Raw genomic sequence first — 18,528 nt, 5'->3', positions numbered from 1 at the left:
ACTTATTCCCACGCGGGACGACCGGGGCCTATGGATACTGCCTGGGCGAACCCGGACCGGCTGGCGGCGTTACGTGAGGGAATCACGCGCGTCGACGACCGACCGACGTTTCCCGTGGGGGCTCCGTTCACGGGCGAGCGAATCGCGGACGTGCCGGCGTGCACCGCGGCGGACGTGGACGCGGCCGTCGACCAGGCCCGGGAGGCGGGCGCGGCGTGGGCTGCGCGACCCGCTGAGGAGCGCGCCGGCGTCCTGTCCGACTTCCACGACATCGTGCTCGACCGTCAGGACGACCTCCTGGACGTGATGCAGCTCGAAACCGGGAAGACCCGGCGGGACGCGTTCGAGGAGGTGCTCGACGTGGCGTCGACCGCCCGCCACTACGCTGACTGCACGGGCCTCTTGGACTCGGAGCGCCGAACCGGCGCGTTCCCGCTGCTGACGAAGGCGGTCGTTCATCACCGTCCCGTCGGGGTCGTCGGCCTCATCACGCCCTGGAACTATCCGCTCACGCTCGCGATTTCGGACGCGCTCCCCGCGTTGCTCGCTGGGAACGGCGTCGTCCTGAAGCCCGACGAGTCCACCACGCACACCGCGCTGCTCGCCCGTGACTTCCTCGAGGACGCCGGCCTCCCGCCCGGCCTCCTCCAGATTGTTTCGGGCGACGGCGCGGACCTCGGCGAACCACTCGTCGAGCGCGTCGACCACATCGGGTTCACCGGGTCGACCGCGGTCGGCCGCGAGGTCGGCGCGCTTGCCGGCGAACACCTCACGGACGTGTCGCTCGAACTCGGCGGGAAGAACCCCCTGCTCGTACTGGACGACGCCGACCCGGGGAAGGCGGCCGCGGGCGCGGTCCGCGCGTCCTTCGCGAACGCCGGCCAGCTCTGCATCTCCACGGAACGCCTCTACGTCCACACCGACGCCTACGACGACTTCGTGGACGCGTTCGTCCGCGAGACACGGAACCTCGCGCTCGGCCCGGGACTCGAGTACGGCCCCGAGATGGGGAGCCTCCAGTCCGACCAGCAACTCCAGAAGGTGACCGCGCACGTCGAGGACGCGGTGGAGCGCGGCGCCACCGTGCTCGCCGGCGGTCGCGCGCGCCCCGACCTCGGCCCGTACTTCCACGAACCGACCGTGCTTGAGGACGTGACCTCGGAGATGACGCTCTCCGGCGAGGAGACGTTCGGCCCCGTCGTCGCGCTCTACGAGGTCGAGTCCGTCGACGAGGCGGTCGACCGCGCGAACGACTCGCCGTACGGCCTGAACGCGTCGGTCTGGACCACCGATACGGCGCGCGGCGAGCGCGTCGCCGAGCGCATCGAGTGCGGGACGGTGAACGTGAACGAGGGGTACGCGGCCGCGTGGGCGTCCATCGACGCGCCGATGGGCGGGATGAAGGACTCCGGGGTCGGCCGCCGCCACGGCGACGAGGGCCTCCTGAAGTACACGGAGTCCCAGACGGTCGCGACGCAGCGCGGCGTCCGCATCGACCCGGGACCGCTCCCGCAGTCTCTCTGGGCGTCCGGCCTCACGCTCGGCCTGCGTGCGCTGAAGCGCGTCACGGGGTGGTTGCCGTGAGCGTCTTCCTTACGGGCTTCCCGGGTTTCCTCGGGTCGGCGCTCGTCGACCGGCTCCGCGACCGCACCGACCGCATCGACTGCCTGATTCAGTCCCGGTACCGCGAGCAGGCCGAGGCGCGCGCCGAAGCCATCGCCGGCGACGACTGGACCGATACGATCGCGCTCCACGAGGGCGACATCACGCAGGCCCACCTCGGCCTCGACCCCGACGCGTACGACGAACTCCAGGCGGACGCCGACGAGGTGTTTCACCTCGCCGCAGTCTACGACCTCGCCGTCGACCGCGAGGGCGGGATGGCGGTGAACGTCGAGGGAACCGAGCGCGTCCTCGACTTCGCCGCGGACGCCGACCTCCGCCGCCTCCAGTACGTGAGCACGTGCTACGTCTCCGGCCGCCACGACGGCGTCTTCCGCGAGACCGACCTCGACGTGGGGCAGTCCTTCAACAACCACTACGAGGAGACGAAGTTCCTCGCCGAGCGCGCCGTTCGGGACCGAATGGGAGAGATCCCCACCACTATCTACCGGCCCGCCATCGCCGTCGGCGACTCCGAAACCGGTGAGACCCAGAAGTACGACGGTCCCTACTTCATCCTCCGCTGGCTCCTCCGCTGTCCCGGCGTCGCGCCCGTCCCGTTCATTCCCGGGTCGCTCGACACCGAACTCAACGTCGTCCCCCGCGACTTCGTCGTGGACGCCATCGACGAACTCAGCCGGCTGGAGCGCTCTTCGGGGACCGTCTACCAGCTCTGCGACCCGAACCCGCCCACGATTCCGGAACTCACCGCGTTACTCGCGGACGCCGCCGCCACCAAAACACTCCCCGTGCCGAGCACGCGCGGACTCACGAAACGCTTCCTCCGCACCCGCATCGGCCGCAAAACCGACATTCTCCCCGAGTCGGTCGACTACTTCACGCACCCGACGACGTACGTCTGTCCGAACACTCGACGCGACCTCGAACACACCGAGTGTCCGCCGTTCGAGAGCTACGTCGACGCGCTCGTCGACTACGTCAGAGAACACCCGGAGATAGAATCGGACGCGATGGTCTGAGCTTAGATTCCGGTGTCGTACCGGAGGAGACCCGCGATTCCGCCGAACGCCGTGAGGAGTTGTTCGCCCTTCTCGAAGTCCGTGCTGATGAAGTGCGTGTCCGTCCCGCGCTGGTCCGCGATGTTCATCAGGAAGTCGATGACGTCCTCGCGCTCGCCGTCCTCGGCTGCAACTGTTGCGTCGCAGTCCGTGCAGTCGTGGCTCGGCGTGGACGCCCGGCGCTCTACGACCTCGTACTCCTCGTGGTCGTTCTCGCACTCGTAGACGACAACGTCCTTCCGGAGGTCCTCGCTCAAGAGGAGGCGGTCCACCGACCCCATCACGAGGTTCTGACGGGTCGGCTCGAACCCGTAGGTCGCGAGGCCGCCGCCCTGGAGTTCCGAGAAGAACTCGTTCATGTCGTCCTTGTCCTGCATCAACTCCGCCTCGGAGAGCGCCTCCGAACCCGCGTCCACGAGGTCCGAGAGTCCGGACTCGTCCGTATACGAGACGTCGAACTTCCCGAGCACCTTGTCCTGGAGTTCGTGGTGGAGGTAGTCGCCGTCCAGGAACTCGTCCTTCGTCGGGCTGGGGCCGCCGACGAGAATGCCGTCGAGTTCGTGGCGCTTCGCGACGAACAGGTCGTTCGCCATCCCCGCGACCTCCTGATAGAAGTTGTCGATAGCCTCCAACCGGAGACGCGCGAACCGCTGCGCTGACTGTCCACCCTTCCGCTGCTTCCCGGGAACGAGCGAACTCGCGGACTTCACCGGCTCCACGCGCTTGCCCTTCAGCCACCCGACGTTCGCCTCACGCCGGTCGAGCACGATGAGGCCGTACAGGCCCTTGTCCGCCAGCATGTGCTCAAGCGGCTCCGTCAGGAACTCGCTGTCGCAGTGATAGCGGAACGACTCCACCGGCTGCGGCGGGTTCTCCAGAACCTCCGTCACCATCTTCGTCTGCCCGCCGCCCGAATCCACCGCGCCCGAGAACAACACCATCCCGTTCTCCGGCGGGAACGTATCGTAGTACCGCAGGCGGTCCTTGATGGAGGTCAGGGCGTCCTGCACGTTCGTCCGCGTCTGCTTCGACTTGATGTTCGACGCCTCCGAGTGCTCCTGCGTGACGTGCGCCACCACGTCCGAAATCTGGCGTTCCGGCGGAATGTAGATAGTGACGAGCTGCGTCCCCGAACCGGAGTGCTCCTTCAGCTCCTCGATGAGCTTCCGGAACTCGTACTTCTTCCGGTCCTCGGACTGCTCCTCCTGCTGTTCACTCATTACACGGAACTAGCCCGCGAAACGGTAAGTAACCTTTGACACTCTCAGCGCGCCCGCGCGCGGCCGCTGAGCGTCCGAAACACACGCACGCTCGGTCGGGCGACACGCCGCGTCCGGGCAACTCTCCGAGTTGCCCTGCTCGCGGGTCACTTGCGTTCCCCGCTCGCTCGTTCAGCGGACACTTCGTGTCCGCTCACGGGTCGTTCCTCCCCGCTCGCTACTTCCGGGAAATCAGAGATTCCCCGTCCTACTCACGGGTCACTTGTGTTCCCCGTTCGTTCGTTCAGCGGACACTCCGTGTCCGCTCGCGGGTCCCTCGCGTTCCCCGTTCGCTACTTCCGGGAAATCTTCGATTTCCCGTCCTACTCACGGGTCACTCGCGTTCCCCGTTCGTTCGTTCAGCGGACACTCCGTGTCCGCTTACATCGACTCGGGCGCTTCCACACCCAGGAGTCCGAGGCCGGTGTCGAGGGCTTCGCGGGCGGCGTTGACGACGGCGAGGCGGGCGTCCCGCACGTCGTCGTCCACGTCGTCGGCGAGGACGGGGCACTCGCGGTAGAACGTGTTGAAGTCGTCGGCGAGGTCGCGGACGTACGTCGCCACCTGGTGGGGTTCGAGTTCGTCCGCGCTGCGTTCGACGACGACGGGGAGGCGGGCGACGGACCGCACGAGCTGGATTTCGGCGTCCTCGGTGAGCAGGCTCGCGTCCACGCTCTCCGGGACGGTCTGACTGTCGAGAATCCCGCAGGACCGGGCGTGGGCGTACTGGACGTAGGGCGCGCTCTGCCCCTCGAAGTCGAGCGCGTCGTCCCAGTCGAACGTGATTGCCTTCTGCGGTTGCTTCGCGACGATGTCGTAGCGCACCGCGCCGATGCCGACCTGGCGGCTGATGCGTTCGATGTCGTCCTCGGTGAGGTCGTCCTCGCGGATGCGGTCGTCGAGGCGTTTTTCAACCTCGTCGCGGGCGCGGGAGACCGCTTCGTCCAGCAGGTCGTCCATGTCGACGCCCGTACCGGCGCGCGTGCTCATCGACTCGCCGCCGGGGAGGTTCACCCAGCCGTAGAACAATTCTTCGAGCTGTTCGGTGTCGTTTCCGAGGATGTCGAGCGCGGCGCGGAGCTTGTTCGCGTGGAGTTCCTGGTCCTCGCCGAGCACGGTGACCGCGCGGTCGAACTCGTCGAACTTCCACTCGTGGTGCGCCAAATCCCGGGTCGTGTAGAGCGTCGTGTCGTCCGAGCGCAGGAAGACGAACGACTGCTCGATGTCCCAGTCGTCGAGGTCGAGCTGCCACGCGCCCTCCTCCTTGTACGCGTACTCGGCGTCCTTCAGCCGGGAGACGACCTCGTGCGTGGACTCGTCCTGGAGGAATCGCGTCTCCTTCACGAACTCGTCGAACTCCGCGGGGAGCCGGCTGAGCGTGTCGGTCATCCCCTCCAAAACCTGGTCGACGACCTCGCTCACGCGCTCGTACGTCTCCTCGTCGCCGCTGTCGAGGCCTTCAATGAGGTCTGCGATTTCCTCTTCGGCGGCTGCGACCTCGCTCTCGGACGCCTCGTCGAGGAACGCGTTCCCCTTCCGGTAGTACCGGACGAGGTCGTAGTCGGGCTTCTCGCGTTCGGGCTCGGGGAGGTCGGACTCGTCGAAGGTCTCGTACGCCCACGTGAACACGGCCATCTGGCGGCCGGCGTCGTTCACGTAGTACTCGCGGGTCACGTCGTTGCCGGCGTGGTCGAGCACGCGCGCCGTCGCGTCCCCGATGATGGGGTTGCGGGCGCGCCCGACGTGCACGGGCCCGGTGGGGTTCGCGCTCGTGTGCTCCACGACCACGCTGTCGCCCGTGTCGGGGAGGCGGCCGAACCCCTCCTCGCGGGTCGCGGCGAGCGTGTCCGCGTCGTACTGACCCGTGACCTCGAAGTTCACGTACGGGCCCTGTGTCGTCACGTCCCCGAGGTAGTCGTACCCGCTCGTGTCGAGCTCGTCGGCGATGTCCGCGGCGACGCTGGCGGGCGCGACGCCCGCCTCGCTGGCGAGGCGGAACGCGACGCTGGACGCGAGTACGGCGGGCACGTCCTCGGGCGGTTCTTCGAGTCCGAGGTCGTCGGTCGGGAGGTCGAGCGCCGAGAGCGCCCCGCTCAGGGCGTCCTCGACCTCCGTGCGAAACGCGAGGAACATACGGATTCGTGGGGTTGCGCTGCCTAAAGGCGTTGTGAGTTACGCGGACCGCGACCGCGAACCCGCCGGCGCGGCCTCGCCGCGGCCGGCCTACGCCACTTGCCGCGCGACCCGCCGCGCGTCCGCCCTGTCGGGCGTCTCGAACGCGTCCGGGTGCAGACACCACGCGAGCAGTTCGAGCGTGTCCACGAGCCGCGGTCCCGGCCGATTGACGTAATGGTGGCCGTCCACTGCGAACACTCGTCCGGATTCGACCGCCGACAGGTCCTGCCAGCCCGCTCGCTCCCGGAGTTCGTCGAGGTTGTCGAGCGTCTGGTCCATCCCGAACCCGCAGGGCGCGGCGACGAACACCTCCGGGTCGAACGCGACGATGTCGTCCCAGTCCTCGGGCGCGCTGTACGCGCCGGGGTCGGTGAGGCCGTACGTTCCACCCGCTTTCTCGACGAGTTCGGGCACCCAGTGGCCCGCTACCATCGGTGGACTCATCCAGTCGCACACCAGCGTCCGCGGGCGCTCGCCGTCCGGGACGCGTTCCTCGACTGCTCGAACGCGCTCGCGGAGGTCGGCGACGAGGTCGCTTGCGCGCTCGTCGCGCCCCACGGCGGCCCCGATGCGTTCGATGTCGCCGAACACGTCGTCGAGGTGGTGCGGGTCGGTGGTGAGAATCTCGCAGTCCAGACCGAGGTCGCGGACGGCGTCCTCGACGAGGATTTCGTCCACCGCGCACACGTCGCAGACGCCCTGCGTCACCACGATATCGGGGTCGATCTCGCGCAGTACGTCCCGCCGAATCTCGTACACGTCGCTCGCGCCCTCCAGCTGGTCGTTTATCTCGTCGCTCGACACGTCCGGGTCGATGAGGAGACGGTTCGCCGCCGGCTTCTCCCGCGCCGCTGGCGGGTAGTCGCACTCGTGGGAGACGGCGGCGGGTTCGCAGTCGAGCGCGTACAGTATCTCCGTCGCCGACGGAAGCAGGGAAACGACGGTCGGGTCGCTCATACCGGAGGAGACGGACTACACGTCCTAAAGCGCTCGCCTACTCGCCGTCGTTCCTGTCGAGGTAGCTGTTGATGAGATGGGCAGGACGACGCCGATGCCGAGCAGGACGATGATTGACGCCGAGTCCGCGGACGTGTACTCCGTGATGAGGTATCAGCCGGTGATCGCGACGGCGGCGCACACGGCTGTTACCGTTCTTGACCGATGTACTTCAATCACGATCTCAATTGGCAACCGCGTGCCAAGAAGGGTCGTGCATTGCTGAGTCTGACGACATCGTGTGTTATACTTGCTGCCCTCCTCATCCATCCCACAACTAATGGATGTCTGTCATTCAGGAGTATATTTAAAACCTGAACAGTAGTTTTTTTATCTTGACGAATAAGGGTTCAATGCCATGAGGAGAGATCACTCTGCTTCGTGGCGGATCGAACAATGACGGGATTAGCCCCTCTCTGTGGCGTTATACTGGCCGCTGCCGCCCTTGCTGCTGGCGGTGCGGCTGGTGCCGCCGCACACTACGCCAGCTGAACCGATGATAGCTACGCTCACTCCGCTGTGCGCGGTCGCTGTCGCCGGGGTTGCGGTCGGAACCGCGGCATTCACCTATCAGGTTCTGAGTTCCTGATCCACACCCCTCACTCATTTTATGAAGGAACTACAAACCAAGGAGCTATCGAGGTCGTTTGGAGATGTTTGCGCCGTCGATACTGTGAATATGACAGTCCCCTCCGGTGTTGTTTACGGGTTTCTGGGGCCGAACGGATCCGGGAAGACTACCACACTTCGACTGATTACCGGGTTAATCGAACCCACGCACGGAGACGTATACATTCGCGGGAATCCCGTTAGCAACACCGACTACGCAGTCTCCAGCCTCGGATACGCTCCGGCAACACCGGCGGTCTCCCCCCAGTTGTCCGCTCGTGAACACCTCCGATACGTCGCTGATTTTCGGGGCCTTCGGCCAGAGGACGCGGATGAACGGATTTCTGAGCTATTGAACCAGTTTGATTTAGCTGACGCGGCGGATGATTGGGTTGAAACGTACTCCACAGGGATGAAACAGAAACTGAACCTTTTGCAAGCGTGCCTGCACGAACCCTCCGTCCTAATTCTTGATGAGCCAACGGCGGGCCTCGATCCTCAGTCGGTTCGCGTATTCAAGGATTTCGTCGAAGAGTATTCCGACCGAGGAAACACAGTCTTGCTCTCCACACACATCCTCTCCATCGTCGAAAAAGTAGCGGACGTCATCGGTATCATATCCGATGGGACGCTTGTTTTCGAAGGGACGCCTTCACAGGTCCGCGACGAGACAGAAACCGACTTCGAATCCGCCTTTCTGGAGCTCACGAACCCATGAGCCGTCTTCGCTCGATACGCGCCGTCATCTCCTCCCGGCTCAGAGTCCGTGGACGCGAAGCTAGGAGTTCGCCACCCCTGGCAGCACTCCTTGGAATCATTGTCTGTGGTCTATCGTTCGTCCTTGTCAACCCGCTCGGTGTCGGCGCGTACCACTACGGTCGATTGCTCTTCGTGGGTGCGACTGCAGAGGTATTGTCTGCCGCCAGAACGACGGCTGTTACGTTTTTCATGCTTATCTTTCTGCTATACGTCTTTCGTGGAGCAACGAATACGGCGACCTTTGAGTCGACTGTTCATCGCGAGCGACTCCATATCCCGCTTTGTCTCCACACGTATGGCGTAGTCCTCTCCGAACTCGCGAGTGCGCTTTTCCTCGTCACTATCCCTGCTTTCATGACCGCTATCGCCCTTTCACTCGGTGGACATAGTCTGTTCGTCGGTATGTCCACGCTTGCGGCAAGCGCGTCGCTTACCACGACAGCGGTTCTCTTTGGTCTCCCTCTTGGAATCGGCCTAAATACCTTACTAGCGTCCGTCCTCTCGGGACGCCGGATCAAGTTCTTAGTTGGTCTCGGGGTCCTTCTACTGTACGAGGCACTGATTCTGAAACGGGCTATCGTTGTCTCTCAATTGGTTGATACGCCGCTTTCGACCTTCGGTCGTTTTGCACTCGCTGGATCTTCTGTCTTCTCTCTAACCGACGGTCTTGGCCTTCCACTACTGGCGCTTGTGGTCTCCGCTGTTCTCGTCGCCGCCACGACTCCCCTGGTAACCCGTATTGCGTGGAGACCGACTACCGTAGATATGGGGTCCGAAACGGAGCCGCCAACGACGTTTACAGTCCCCTCCCGTTTTCGAGATACCACCAAACTTCGGCGAGTTTTCACCGCACTTCATCTGTCCTTCCGGTCGTACATCCGCTCCCCGACGACACTCCTCTATGCCACGTTTCCTGCACTCGGTCTTCTGCTCACGTGGTACAGCGTCTTCTCTGGATCTCGTTCTATCCAAATTCTTCCGATCGCGTGCGTAACGCTTGGTCTATTGAGTACGGGCGTCAGTCCGACGCTAAACGCCCTCGGAATTGACGCTGACATCCTCGCGCTATTATTCTCCGGAAACCTGAAACCAGACGAGTATTTTGCTGGGAAACTCCTCACCACGCTCATTCCGAACACCATCGTATTCGTTCCTCTCGCCCTCCTTGCAAGCCATCTAGCCGGCTACACACTCACGCAGTCGATACTCCTTCTGGGGATACTCATCCCGGCCCTACTAGCCGGTGGAGCGTTCTCGGTGGCGCTCGGTATCCGATTCCCGAATACAGATTCACTCTCTTCACGAACGACGATTTCGATACCGGCTCGAACCGCCCTCGCCTCGTACTCGGTGTTCGTCTTCGCACTCTCACTCATAGCGGCCAGTTCGTTCATCGTCTATCCCGATTCCTCCCTCTTGGGCGTTCTCTTCGGGGCGTTTCTCTCATCAATTGTTTCTTTATCAAGCTATCAATACGCGAACGCCACGCTTCAGTGTGGCCCGCTCGAACCTCTCGAAACCCGCACCTATCCATCACTTCGAGATAGTTTATCTCCCGGACTAGCTGCATTCTGGGAGTGCTTCGCTGTTTTCACGGCTGCAATAGCTGTTTCAGCGAGTTTCCGGAGTCTCCTATTGATATGGCTATCCGACATCTCGTTCTGGCTCAGCGGCAGTTTCACCGTTATCGGATACGCAGTTGCTGTCTTCATCTATCTGCGTCTGTACAAACCATGGCCTACAAGCGGGATAGGTTTGACACGCTGCACTCCGCGTACGCTGCTTCCTGTGGCTGTTACCGTTGTCTGTCTCCTTCTCGTAGCAACGGTTACCTCGGCCGTTCCCGGCGTCTCTCCTGCGGCGTCTCGAACGCTCCCGGCCAGAACCACCGATGCGCTTCCCGTTTTGCTTATTGGAGTACTTCTCGTTCCAGTCGGCGAGGAGGTACTGTACCGTGGTGTTTTCTTACGGCGGTTCTCCGAGGTGTTTTCTCCCTCGCTCGCTCTCAGTGCGGCAAGTGCGTTCTTCGTTCTTCCACACCTCCCACTGTACGTCTCCGCACCGCCTCTCATCCTCACCGTTTCTGTGGCGACCGTGTTCGCCCAGTCTGTCCTCCTCGGTGCACTCTATCTGCGGACACGGACGCTTGTCGCGCCAATACTCGCTCACGTCGCGTATAACGCGGTTGCGTTCCTTCCCGTTCTGCGATAGACGGCTCAGATATTCGCTTGATGTGCGCAGGGGAGCAACGACTACTTCACCCGGGAGCGTGTGGGTTTCCCGTAATGAGCGAGTCGGACGGGCCGAAGCAGGTGTCCTCGCCGGAGTACCACAGCGAGAACCACACCGCGGCCCAGACGTGCGGCTGGACGGCGAACTCGCTGCGCGGCGAGGGCACGTGTTACAAGTACGCGTTCTACGGGATTCGCTCTCACCGCTGCATCCAGATGACGCCCGTCGTCCGGTGTAACGAGCGCTGCGTGTTCTGCTGGCGCGACCACGCCGGCCACACGTACGAACTCGACGGCGTGGAGTGGGACGACCCCGAGGCGGTCGTGGACGCCTCCATCCGCCTCCAGAAGAAACTCCTCAGTGGGTTCGGCGGGAACGACGAGGTTCCGCGGGAGCGTTTCGAGGAGGCGATGGACCCCCAGCACGTCGCCATCAGTCTGGACGGCGAACCCACGCTCTACCCGCACCTGCCCGAACTCGTCGAGGCGTTCCACGACCGCGGGATGACGACGTTCCTCGTGTCGAACGGCACGCGGCCGGACGTGCTGCGCGAGTGCGACCCGACCCAGTTGTACGTCTCCGTGGACGCGCCGGAGCGCGCGACGTTCGAGGATGTGGTGGGTGCGATGGAGGAGGACGCGTGGGAGAAACTGGTCGAAACGCTCGACGTGCTCTCGGGGAAGGACTGTCGGACGACGCTGCGGACGACGCTCGTGAACGGCGAGAACATGCAGAACCCGGACTGGTACGCGGGTCTCTACGAGCGCGCGGACCCGGATTTCGTGGAGCTGAAGGCGTACATGCACGTCGGGCACTCGCGCGGCCGCCTCGACCGGTCGGCGATGCCGCGCCACGAGGACGTGCTCGACTTCGCGCGTGAGGTTCAGGCGCACCTCCCCGAGCACTCGGTTCTCAAGGACCAGGAGCAGTCGTCGGTGGCGCTGCTGGCGCGCGAGGAGGACACGTGGGTGGAGTCGCTCACGCACTCCCCGTAGCCCGTAGCAAAATTGAGAGGCATCCCAAAACCATTATAGCCGGCGGGCGACTACTCGAGTCCATGTCGAACACCACGCGGGCGGCGGTGGGCTCGGACGAGCTCGCCGTCCTCAAACTCCTCGCGCTCGACGGCGCGCGCCGCGGCGAGGTGAAGGTGTCCTGTGCGAACCTCGCGGACCGGCTCGACGCCTCCAGCCAGACCGCGTCCCGCCGCCTCCAGTCCCTCGACGAGGACGGCCTCGTCGACCGCGACCTCGTCAGCGACGGCCAGTGGGTGCAGGTCACCGAGGACGGCGAACGCCTCCTCGAGAGCGAGTACGAGGACTACCGCCGCATCTTCGAGGAGTCGAGCGACCTCTCCCTCACCGGTACCGTGACCGGCGGAATGGGCGAAGGCCGACACTACATCAACCTCCCCGGATACAAGCGCCAGTTCGGCGAGAAACTCGGCTACGAGCCGTTCCCCGGAACGCTCAACGTCTCGCTGTCCGCGCGCAGCCAGCGCGAACGCGCCGCGATGGAGTCGCTCGACGGCGTCCCCATCGACTCGTGGGAGGACGACGAGCGCACGTACGGGAGCGCCACCTGCTACCCGGCCATGCTCGAAGCCGACAGCGGCACGTACCGGCCCGTGCACGTCATCGTTCCCGACCGCACCCACCACGACGAGGACCAGCTCGAACTCATCGCGCCCGACCGCCTGCGGGACGAACTCGGCCTCGACGACGGCGACGACGTGGTCGTGCACGTGGAGGACGAGTGATGCCCGCGCTCGACACCTCCGTCGACGCCGCCATCGAGGCGTTCCGCGACGGCCGGCCCGTTCTCGTCCACGACTTCGCGGACCGCGAGGGCGAGGTCGACCTCGTCTACCCGGCGCGGTCCGTCACGCCCGCCGCCGTCGCCCGTATGCGCACCGACGCCGGCGGCCTCATCTGCGTCGCACTCTCCCACGAGGTCGCGGACGCGTTCGACCTCCCGTTCCTCGTCGACGAAATCGACCACCCCGCCGCGGACGGCGGCGACCTCGGCTACGACTCGCGCTCGTCGTTCTCGCTGCCCGTGAACCACCGCGACACCTACACCGGCATCACGGACGACGACCGCGCGCGCACCATCACCGAACTCGGGCACGCCGCCGCCGACCCCGACAACACGGACTTCGCCGCGGAGTTCCGCGCGCCCGGCCACGTCCACGTCCTCCGCGCCGCGCCCTCGCTCGCGCACCGGACGGGCCACACCGAACTCGGCGTCGCGCTCGCCGCTGCCGCCGACCGCGAACCCGCCGCCGTCGTCTGCGAGATGCTGGACGAGGAGACCGGCGGCGCGCGCTCCGTGGACGACGCCCGCGCGTACGCCGACCGCCACGACCTCGTGTTCGTCGAGGGCGCCGCGCTCGTCGACGAACTCGCGTAAGCCCCTCCGTTCGTCGGGGGTTCCGAACTGACAACCTCTATTACGGGGGCTTTCGATTCCTCAGGTATGGCTGGCTTCGACGAGATGGAAGGCTCCGGCACCATCTGGATGAACGGCGAGTTCGTGGACTGGGACGACGCCCAGATTCACGTGCTCACGCACGGCCTCCACTACGGCACGGGCATCTTCGAGGGCGTTCGCGCCTACGACACCGACGAGGGAACCGCGATTTTCCGCTGGGACGAACACCTCGATCGATTTTTCGCGTCCGCGAAACCCTACGACATGGACATCGACTTCACGCGCGAGGAACTCACCGAGGCGACGCTCGAACTCCTCGACCGCAACGACCTCAAATCCGCCTATATTCGGCCGCTCGCCTACTACGGCTACGACAGTCTCGGCGTCAGTCCGAAGGACTGCCCGACCGACGTGGCGCTCGCCGCGTGGCCGTGGGGCGCGTACCTCGGCGAGGAAGCGCTCGAAAACGGTATCGAGGTGATGGTGTCCTCGTGGCGCAAGCACGCGTCCAGTCAGGTCCCGACGAACGCCAAGACCACGGGGTTGTACGTGAACAGCATGCTCGCGGGCGAGGAGGCGCGACGGAACGGCTACGCGGAAGCTATCGTTCTGAACAAGGAGGGGAACGTCGCGGAGGGGCCCGGCGAGAACATCTTCCTGGTGCGGGACGGCGAGATTTTCACGCCCGGCCTCAGCGAGTCCATCCTGGACGGCATCACCCGGAACACCGTCATCGAACTCGCCGAAGAGCGCGGCTACGAGGTCCACGACAACGTCTCCATCAGTCGCGGCGAACTCAACACCGCCGACGAACTGTTCTTCACCGGGAGCGCGGCGGAAGTCACGCCCATCCGTCAGGTGGACAACGTCACCATCGGCGAGGGCACCCGCGGCCCCGTCACCGAGGAACTCCAGACCGCCTTCTTCGACCTCGTCGAACGCCGCACAGACGACCACGACGAGTGGTTCACCTACGTCTAATCCACTAGCTCTTCGAGGTCTTTCTCGTGCGCTTCGCCGAACCCGGCTGAGAGCACGCGCGTCAGGGCGTCCTCGGTGGACTCGTCGAGGTCCTCGATGTCCTCGGGCTTCGCTTCGACGACGAACCCGGTGGTGATGTTGGGACTGGTAGGGATGAAGACGATTTCGCGGCCGTCGTCGGTGCTTTTCCCGGTCTTGAACGCGGTCATGCGGAGGCCGTCCCAGGTCTCGATCTTCACGGGCTTCTGGAACTCGCCACTCCCGCCGGCGAGCACGGTCTCGACGCCCATCTTCGAGGCGTTGTAGACGACACGCAACCCGGGGAGGCGGTTGATGGCGTCGTCGATGTACGCCTCGCCGACGCTCCCGACCGCGGTCCGCATCAGGTAGCCGACCGCGAACACGAGGCCGACGAACACGACGACGGCGAGCGCGACCCGGAGCGCCGGCGGTTCAATAGCGCCGAGCAGGCCGAAGTTCGCTATCTGCGAGTAAATCCAGTACACCACGAACAGCGTCAGGAGGAGGGGGACCAGTACGATGAGGCCGCTCGCGGCGTCCCGTTTCCACGTTGCCATCGAGAGAGATTCTAGCGCGCTGGACTATCAGCCTTCTCCTACCGGCCCAGGACGGCGCGCAGTGCGAACAGGAGGTTCTCCTTGCGCTCCATCGCACGCCGATAGAAGTAGGAGACCCACTTGGAGCCGTACGGCACGTACTGGTACATCTCGTACTCTTCCGCGAGTTCGAACTGGGCGTCGTTCCGGACGCCCATCAGCATCTGGAGTTCGAAGTCAGTCCCGTACTCCTCGTGGAGGTCGGTCGCGTACTCTATCATCGCGGGGTCGTGGCTGCCGACCGCGATACCGCCGTCGAAGTGCTCGAACATGTATTCGAGGTGCTCGCGGTACGCGTCGTTCACGCGTTCTTTCTTCTTGTACGCGAGTTCGCTGGGTTCGTCGTACGCGCCCTTCACGAGCCGGACCTTCCCGGGGAGCGGCGCGAGGCGTTCGAGGTCGTCGCTGGTGCGCTTGAGGTTCGCCTGCACGCAGACGCCGACGCCGCCCCCGTACTCGGTCGCGAGGCGCTCGTAGGCGTCGAGCGTGACGTCCGTCGTCTCGTGGTCCTCCATGTCTATCCAGCAGAACACGCCGTGCTCGTCGGCGGCCGCGGCGATGCGCGCGATGTTCTCCTCGAACACGTCGTCCGCCACGCCCAGCCCTATCTGGGAGGGCTTGACGCTGATGCAGGCCTCTACGTCGCTGTGCGCGATGTCTTCGACGAGCTCGACGTAGGCGTCCGCGTCGGCGTCCGCCGGCCCGCGGTCGTGGTAGTGCTCGCCGAGCAGGTTCACGATGGCCTTCACGCCGCCGTCGTTCAGCTCCGCGACGTGGTCGAGGGCGTCCGCTGGCGTCTCACCCGCGACGAACCGGCTCGCGATGGGTGGAATCATATCCCAAGATTTGCCGGTGGCCGGCTTAACTTCCCTGCTCTCGACCCCGGCCGTTTATGGCTCGCGCGCGCCGAGGAGGCCGTGTGAGTCTCTACGCGACGGTCGTGACTGCGATATGGGTGATGCTGCCCGCGTACGTCCCGAACAACGCCGCCGTGCTCGCGGGCGGCGGCGCGCCCATCGACGGCGGCCGCACCCTCGGCGGACGACGCGTCCTCGGTGACGGGAAGACGTACCGCGGCACCGTCTTCGGCGTCCTCGCCGGGTTCGCCGTCGCCGCCGCGCTCAACGTCCTCCAGATTGACGCCATCAGCGCCATCGGAGTCGCGCTCCCCTGGTTTCCCTTCGAGGCCATGATTGCGCTCCCCGCCGGCGCGATGCTCGGCGACATCCTCGCCTCCTTCGTCAAGCGCCGCACCGGCCGCGAACGCGGCGCGTCCTTCCCCCTCCTCGACCAGCTCGACTTCGTCGTCGTCGCGCTCGCCCTCACCGCCCTCGCCGACCCCGCGTGGTTCAGCCGCTACTTCACGCTCGACGTGCTCCTCGCAATCCTCGTCCTCACCCCCCTCCTCCACCTCCTCACCAACGCCATCGCCTACCAGCTGGGATTGAAGGACGAACCCTGGTAACGCCCCTTTTTCCTTCGCGGGGTCGCCTCCGGCGACCCACTCGGCGCAAAAACCTGTTCTGCGAAGCGAAGCTTCGCGGAAGTCGCAAGGCGCGAAGCGTCTTGCTCACCACCAAACAGACCGGACGCGCGAAGCGTGTCCGGAACGCACTCTCAGAACTGATTGCTCTGCGACCGCGAGCGAACCGCGTCCCCGACGCGAACGACTGTCGAGCGGTAGCTCGTACTCCGGCTACTCCGCCGCTATCTCGTCCAGCACGCCGGGAACGTCCTCGAACGCCTGAACGGTGTGGTCGGGGCGGTCGTACGGTTCTTCGTCGTCCTCGTTCTCCAGCCACACCGTCGTCACCCCGAAGTGCTGCGCCATCAAGAGGTCCTCGTTGAACTCGTCGCTCACCATCACGGCGTCCTCGTTGGTGTCCTCGATGCTCCGGACGTAGCCACGTGGGTGCGGTTTCGGGCGTTCCAGCTCGCTCGAAACGTAGAGCGCGTCGAATAACTCCAGTACCCGGCGTCGTCGGAGCACTGTCTCCATCCACGGCTTCACCATGTTACTGAGCGTCACTATCGAGTGGTCGTCAGCGGTTCGTTCGAGAACTCGGACGTGTGACTCGGGGAACTCGGGGCTGAGCCACGTCTCCTCTACGTACTCCTCGCAGGCGTCCTCGCTCGCGCCTGTCAGCGTCGAGAGGAGCGAGATGTACTGCGCGTGCGTATCCAGGAACCCTGCTCTGAACAGGTAGTACGCGAGCCAGCCCGGGTACGGGTCTTCGTCGGGTGACACCCCGAGCAGGTGGGCGTACTCGCGTTCGTCCACGTGGTTCACCACGACACCGCCGTAGTCGAGCACGACTCGCATCCTCTTTCGACTCGACGCCGACCACATAGCCGTTTCGTCCGGTCAGCGTCAACGCGAACCGTTTTTCACCTGTCCTCTCGATTCTCTCCGTAATGGCGAACGACGACCTTATTCGGGCGTTGCGGGACGCCGACTCGGTCCGGTTCGGGGAGTTCGAGCTGTCCCACGGCGGGACTTCCGAGTACTACGTCGATAAGTACCTGTTCGAGACGGACCCCGGATGCTTGCGCCTCATCGCGGAGGCGTTCGCGGACCTCGTCGACGACGAGAAACTGGGTGGCGTCGCCCTGGGCGGGGTTCCGCTGGCGGCGGTGACGAGCGTCGAAACCGACAATCCGTACGTCATCGCGCGCAAGCAGGCGAAGGAGTACGGCACCGGAAACCGCATCGAGGGACGGCTCTCGGAGGGTGAGGAAGTCGTGGTGGTGGAGGACATCGCGACGACGGGGCAGTCGGCGCTCGACGCCGCCCAAGCCCTCCGGGATGCTGGGGCGGAAGTGAACCGCGTGCTGGTCGTCGTCGACCGGGAAGAGGGCGGAAACGACCTCTTGGCGGAACACGACCTCGAACTGGAGTCGCTCGTCACCGCCGAGGAATTGCTGGCGGACGCGGGCCGGTAAGCGCGTGGACGTGCGGCTTTCTCCGCTGAACGAATCCGAGTTATTCATACTTGTGGAATCGTGAATAGGGGTATGAATCGCGCCGAGAAGGCGACCCTCCAGTTGCAGGCGGTATCGGTTCTCCGAACCCTGAAGGAAACGCGGACGTACGACGAACTCGCGGCGGAGACGGGACTCCCGGCCGGCGACCTGAACCGGTACGTGAACGGGCACGTCCTCCCGAGCGCGGACCGCGCCCGCGAGGTCGTCGAGGGCGTCGGGACGGAGACGCTCCGCGACGAACTCGAAGCCCGCGTCTCCGTGGACGACGAAGGGTACGTCGACAACTCCGGCGTCGTGTTCGACCAGTCCTTCCTCGATTTGGTCGCACCGGTCGCGGCGGAGTCCTACGATTTCGGCCAGCCGGACGTGGTGCTCACGGCGGCGACGGACGGCATCACGCTCGCGGCGGCGCTCGCCTCCTACTTCGACGCGCGCTGTGCGTACGCGAAGAAGTCGAAGGAGACCGCCGTCGACGACTTCATCGAAGCCCGCCAGCGCCTCGACTCCGGCATCGAACTCACGTACTACCTCCCGGAGTCCGCGCTCTCCGCGGGCGAGTCGGTGCTGGTCGTGGACGACCTCATCCGCTCGGGGGAGACGCAGGAACTCCTCCTCGATATCGCGGGGACGGCCGAGGCGGACGTGGCGGGCGTGTTCACGCTCATCGCGGTCGGCGACGAGGGCGTCGAGCGCGCCCGCGAGCGCACGGACGCGCCGGTCGGCACCCTCACCGAGTTCGAGAAGTAAGCACGAATATGCTGTTTTCCCCACTGTGAAAGTCAATTATTGCACGTCTAGCAC

The 18,528-nt window shown here is 64.9% G+C and carries 17 protein-coding genes; 11 read left to right on the top strand and 6 right to left on the bottom strand.

Annotation, left to right across the window (positions count from 1 at the left end):
* Nucleotides 1–30: 30 nt before the first annotated feature.
* Together U3A55_RS06035 and U3A55_RS06030 are read left to right on the top strand one after the other, a co-directional pair.
* Nucleotides 31–1,584 (top strand): succinic semialdehyde dehydrogenase, encoded by a 1,554-nt coding sequence (locus tag U3A55_RS06035; protein WP_330990575.1) that lies wholly within the window; start codon nt 31–33, stop codon nt 1,582–1,584.
* The gene (locus U3A55_RS06030; protein WP_330990574.1) at nt 1,581–2,642 is read left to right on the top strand and encodes an SDR family oxidoreductase; all 1,062 of its coding nucleotides are present in this window, start codon (nt 1,581–1,583) and stop codon (nt 2,640–2,642) included. The genes U3A55_RS06035 and U3A55_RS06030 overlap by 4 nt, the downstream gene beginning before the upstream one ends.
* Before the next feature lie 2 nt (nt 2,643–2,644).
* On the opposite strand, the gene prf1 is transcribed toward U3A55_RS06030, so the two are convergent.
* The 3 genes from prf1 to U3A55_RS06015 form a co-directional block, all read right to left on the bottom strand.
* Nucleotides 2,645–3,901, bottom strand: coding sequence for a peptide chain release factor aRF-1 (gene prf1 / locus U3A55_RS06025; RefSeq protein WP_330990573.1), 1,257 nt, complete (start codon nt 3,899–3,901; stop codon nt 2,645–2,647).
* A gap of 420 nt (nt 3,902–4,321) precedes the next feature.
* Nucleotides 4,322–6,073, bottom strand: a complete 1,752-nt coding sequence (argS, locus tag U3A55_RS06020; protein WP_330990572.1) for an arginine--tRNA ligase — start codon at nt 6,071–6,073, stop codon at nt 4,322–4,324.
* A 90-nt stretch (nt 6,074–6,163) separates the two neighbouring features.
* On the bottom strand, nt 6,164–7,072 hold the full coding sequence (locus U3A55_RS06015) for an ABC transporter substrate-binding protein (RefSeq protein ID WP_330990571.1): 909 nt from the start codon (nt 7,070–7,072) through the stop codon (nt 6,164–6,166).
* Between the two features lie 718 nt (nt 7,073–7,790).
* On the opposite strand from U3A55_RS06015, the gene U3A55_RS06010 reads away from it, so the two are divergent.
* The 6 genes from U3A55_RS06010 to U3A55_RS05985 all read left to right on the top strand — a co-directional run bounded on the left by U3A55_RS06010 (nt 7,791) and on the right by U3A55_RS05985 (nt 14,125).
* Nucleotides 7,791–8,438, top strand: a complete 648-nt coding sequence (locus tag U3A55_RS06010; RefSeq protein ID WP_330990570.1) for an ABC transporter ATP-binding protein — start codon at nt 7,791–7,793, stop codon at nt 8,436–8,438.
* Nucleotides 8,435–10,690 carry a CPBP family intramembrane glutamic endopeptidase gene (locus U3A55_RS06005; protein WP_330990569.1) on the top strand — a complete coding sequence of 752 codons (2,256 nt, stop codon included), beginning with the start codon at nt 8,435–8,437 and terminating at the stop codon, nt 10,688–10,690. Before U3A55_RS06010 ends, U3A55_RS06005 begins: the two co-directional genes overlap by 4 nt.
* A gap of 74 nt (nt 10,691–10,764) precedes the next feature.
* Nucleotides 10,765–11,706 (top strand): 4-demethylwyosine synthase TYW1, encoded by a 942-nt coding sequence (gene twy1, locus U3A55_RS06000; RefSeq protein WP_330990568.1) that lies wholly within the window; start codon nt 10,765–10,767, stop codon nt 11,704–11,706.
* A gap of 62 nt (nt 11,707–11,768) precedes the next feature.
* Nucleotides 11,769–12,470, top strand: coding sequence for a DUF120 domain-containing protein (locus tag U3A55_RS05995; protein WP_330990567.1), 702 nt, complete (start codon nt 11,769–11,771; stop codon nt 12,468–12,470).
* Entirely contained in the window at nt 12,470–13,123 is a 654-nt protein-coding gene (gene ribB, locus U3A55_RS05990; protein WP_330990565.1) for a 3,4-dihydroxy-2-butanone-4-phosphate synthase, read from the top strand. Before U3A55_RS05995 ends, ribB begins: the two co-directional genes overlap by 1 nt.
* Nucleotides 13,124–13,189: 66 nt before the next feature.
* Entirely contained in the window at nt 13,190–14,125 is a 936-nt protein-coding gene (locus U3A55_RS05985; protein ID WP_330990564.1) for a branched-chain amino acid transaminase, read from the top strand.
* Here U3A55_RS05985 and U3A55_RS05980 read toward each other — a convergent pair.
* Complete coding sequence (locus tag U3A55_RS05980) at nt 14,122–14,703, bottom strand: DUF502 domain-containing protein (RefSeq protein ID WP_330990563.1); 582 nt, start codon at nt 14,701–14,703, stop codon at nt 14,122–14,124. The two genes, U3A55_RS05985 and U3A55_RS05980, sit on opposite strands and share 4 nt — an antisense overlap.
* 38 nt (nt 14,704–14,741) lie before the next feature.
* Nucleotides 14,742–15,578 (bottom strand): proline dehydrogenase family protein, encoded by an 837-nt coding sequence (locus U3A55_RS05975; protein ID WP_330990562.1) that lies wholly within the window; start codon nt 15,576–15,578, stop codon nt 14,742–14,744.
* A gap of 83 nt (nt 15,579–15,661) precedes the next feature.
* Between U3A55_RS05975 and U3A55_RS05970 the strand changes: the two genes are divergently transcribed.
* A complete protein-coding gene (locus tag U3A55_RS05970) occupies nt 15,662–16,207 on the top strand; it encodes a CDP-2,3-bis-(O-geranylgeranyl)-sn-glycerol synthase (protein WP_330990561.1) in 546 nt (181 codons plus the stop codon).
* Nucleotides 16,208–16,438: 231 nt separating this feature from the next.
* Here the strand turns inward: U3A55_RS05970 and U3A55_RS05965 are convergent, their stop codons facing one another.
* Nucleotides 16,439–17,065: an HAD family hydrolase gene (locus U3A55_RS05965; RefSeq protein WP_330990560.1), complete on the bottom strand. Its 627-nt coding sequence runs from the start codon at nt 17,063–17,065 to the stop codon at nt 16,439–16,441.
* Between the two features lie 92 nt (nt 17,066–17,157).
* On the opposite strand from U3A55_RS05965, the gene pyrE reads away from it, so the two are divergent.
* Both pyrE and U3A55_RS05955 read left to right on the top strand, forming a co-directional pair.
* A complete protein-coding gene (gene pyrE, locus U3A55_RS05960; RefSeq protein WP_330990559.1) occupies nt 17,158–17,685 on the top strand; it encodes an orotate phosphoribosyltransferase in 528 nt (175 codons plus the stop codon).
* A gap of 72 nt (nt 17,686–17,757) precedes the next feature.
* The gene (locus U3A55_RS05955) at nt 17,758–18,474 is read left to right on the top strand and encodes a phosphoribosyltransferase family protein (RefSeq protein WP_330990558.1); all 717 of its coding nucleotides are present in this window, start codon (nt 17,758–17,760) and stop codon (nt 18,472–18,474) included.
* Nucleotides 18,475–18,528: the final 54 nt, after the last annotated feature.

Source organism: Salarchaeum sp. III (genome assembly GCF_036418315.1).
Classification (GTDB): domain Archaea; phylum Halobacteriota; class Halobacteria; order Halobacteriales; family Halobacteriaceae; genus Salarchaeum.
The sequence above is the reverse complement of the archived record's forward strand: the minus strand, read 5'-3'. Positions and strand labels throughout refer to the sequence as shown.

What these genes read in the sequence shown, in the direction of transcription:
- U3A55_RS05985 (WP_330990564.1), top strand. Translation starts at nt 13,190, where the DNA reads ATGGCTGGCTTCGACGAGATGGAAGGCTCCGGCACCATCTGGATGAAC.
- U3A55_RS06005 (WP_330990569.1), top strand. Translation starts at nt 8,435, where the DNA reads ATGAGCCGTCTTCGCTCGATACGCGCCGTCATCTCCTCCCGGCTCAGA.
- U3A55_RS05955 (WP_330990558.1), top strand. Translation starts at nt 17,758, where the DNA reads ATGAATCGCGCCGAGAAGGCGACCCTCCAGTTGCAGGCGGTATCGGTT.
- pyrE (WP_330990559.1), top strand. Translation starts at nt 17,158, where the DNA reads ATGGCGAACGACGACCTTATTCGGGCGTTGCGGGACGCCGACTCGGTC.
- U3A55_RS06010 (WP_330990570.1), top strand. Translation starts at nt 7,791, where the DNA reads ATGACAGTCCCCTCCGGTGTTGTTTACGGGTTTCTGGGGCCGAACGGA.
- prf1 (WP_330990573.1), bottom strand. Translation starts at nt 3,901, where the DNA reads ATGAGTGAACAGCAGGAGGAGCAGTCCGAGGACCGGAAGAAGTACGAG.
- U3A55_RS06015 (WP_330990571.1), bottom strand. Translation starts at nt 7,072, where the DNA reads ATGAGCGACCCGACCGTCGTTTCCCTGCTTCCGTCGGCGACGGAGATA.
- U3A55_RS05965 (WP_330990560.1), bottom strand. Translation starts at nt 17,065, where the DNA reads ATGCGAGTCGTGCTCGACTACGGCGGTGTCGTGGTGAACCACGTGGAC.
- twy1 (WP_330990568.1), top strand. Translation starts at nt 10,765, where the DNA reads ATGAGCGAGTCGGACGGGCCGAAGCAGGTGTCCTCGCCGGAGTACCAC.
- U3A55_RS05980 (WP_330990563.1), bottom strand. Translation starts at nt 14,703, where the DNA reads ATGGCAACGTGGAAACGGGACGCCGCGAGCGGCCTCATCGTACTGGTC.
- ribB (WP_330990565.1), top strand. Translation starts at nt 12,470, where the DNA reads ATGCCCGCGCTCGACACCTCCGTCGACGCCGCCATCGAGGCGTTCCGC.
- U3A55_RS05975 (WP_330990562.1), bottom strand. Translation starts at nt 15,578, where the DNA reads ATGATTCCACCCATCGCGAGCCGGTTCGTCGCGGGTGAGACGCCAGCG.
- U3A55_RS06035 (WP_330990575.1), top strand. Translation starts at nt 31, where the DNA reads ATGGATACTGCCTGGGCGAACCCGGACCGGCTGGCGGCGTTACGTGAG.
- argS (WP_330990572.1), bottom strand. Translation starts at nt 6,073, where the DNA reads ATGTTCCTCGCGTTTCGCACGGAGGTCGAGGACGCCCTGAGCGGGGCG.
- U3A55_RS05995 (WP_330990567.1), top strand. Translation starts at nt 11,769, where the DNA reads ATGTCGAACACCACGCGGGCGGCGGTGGGCTCGGACGAGCTCGCCGTC.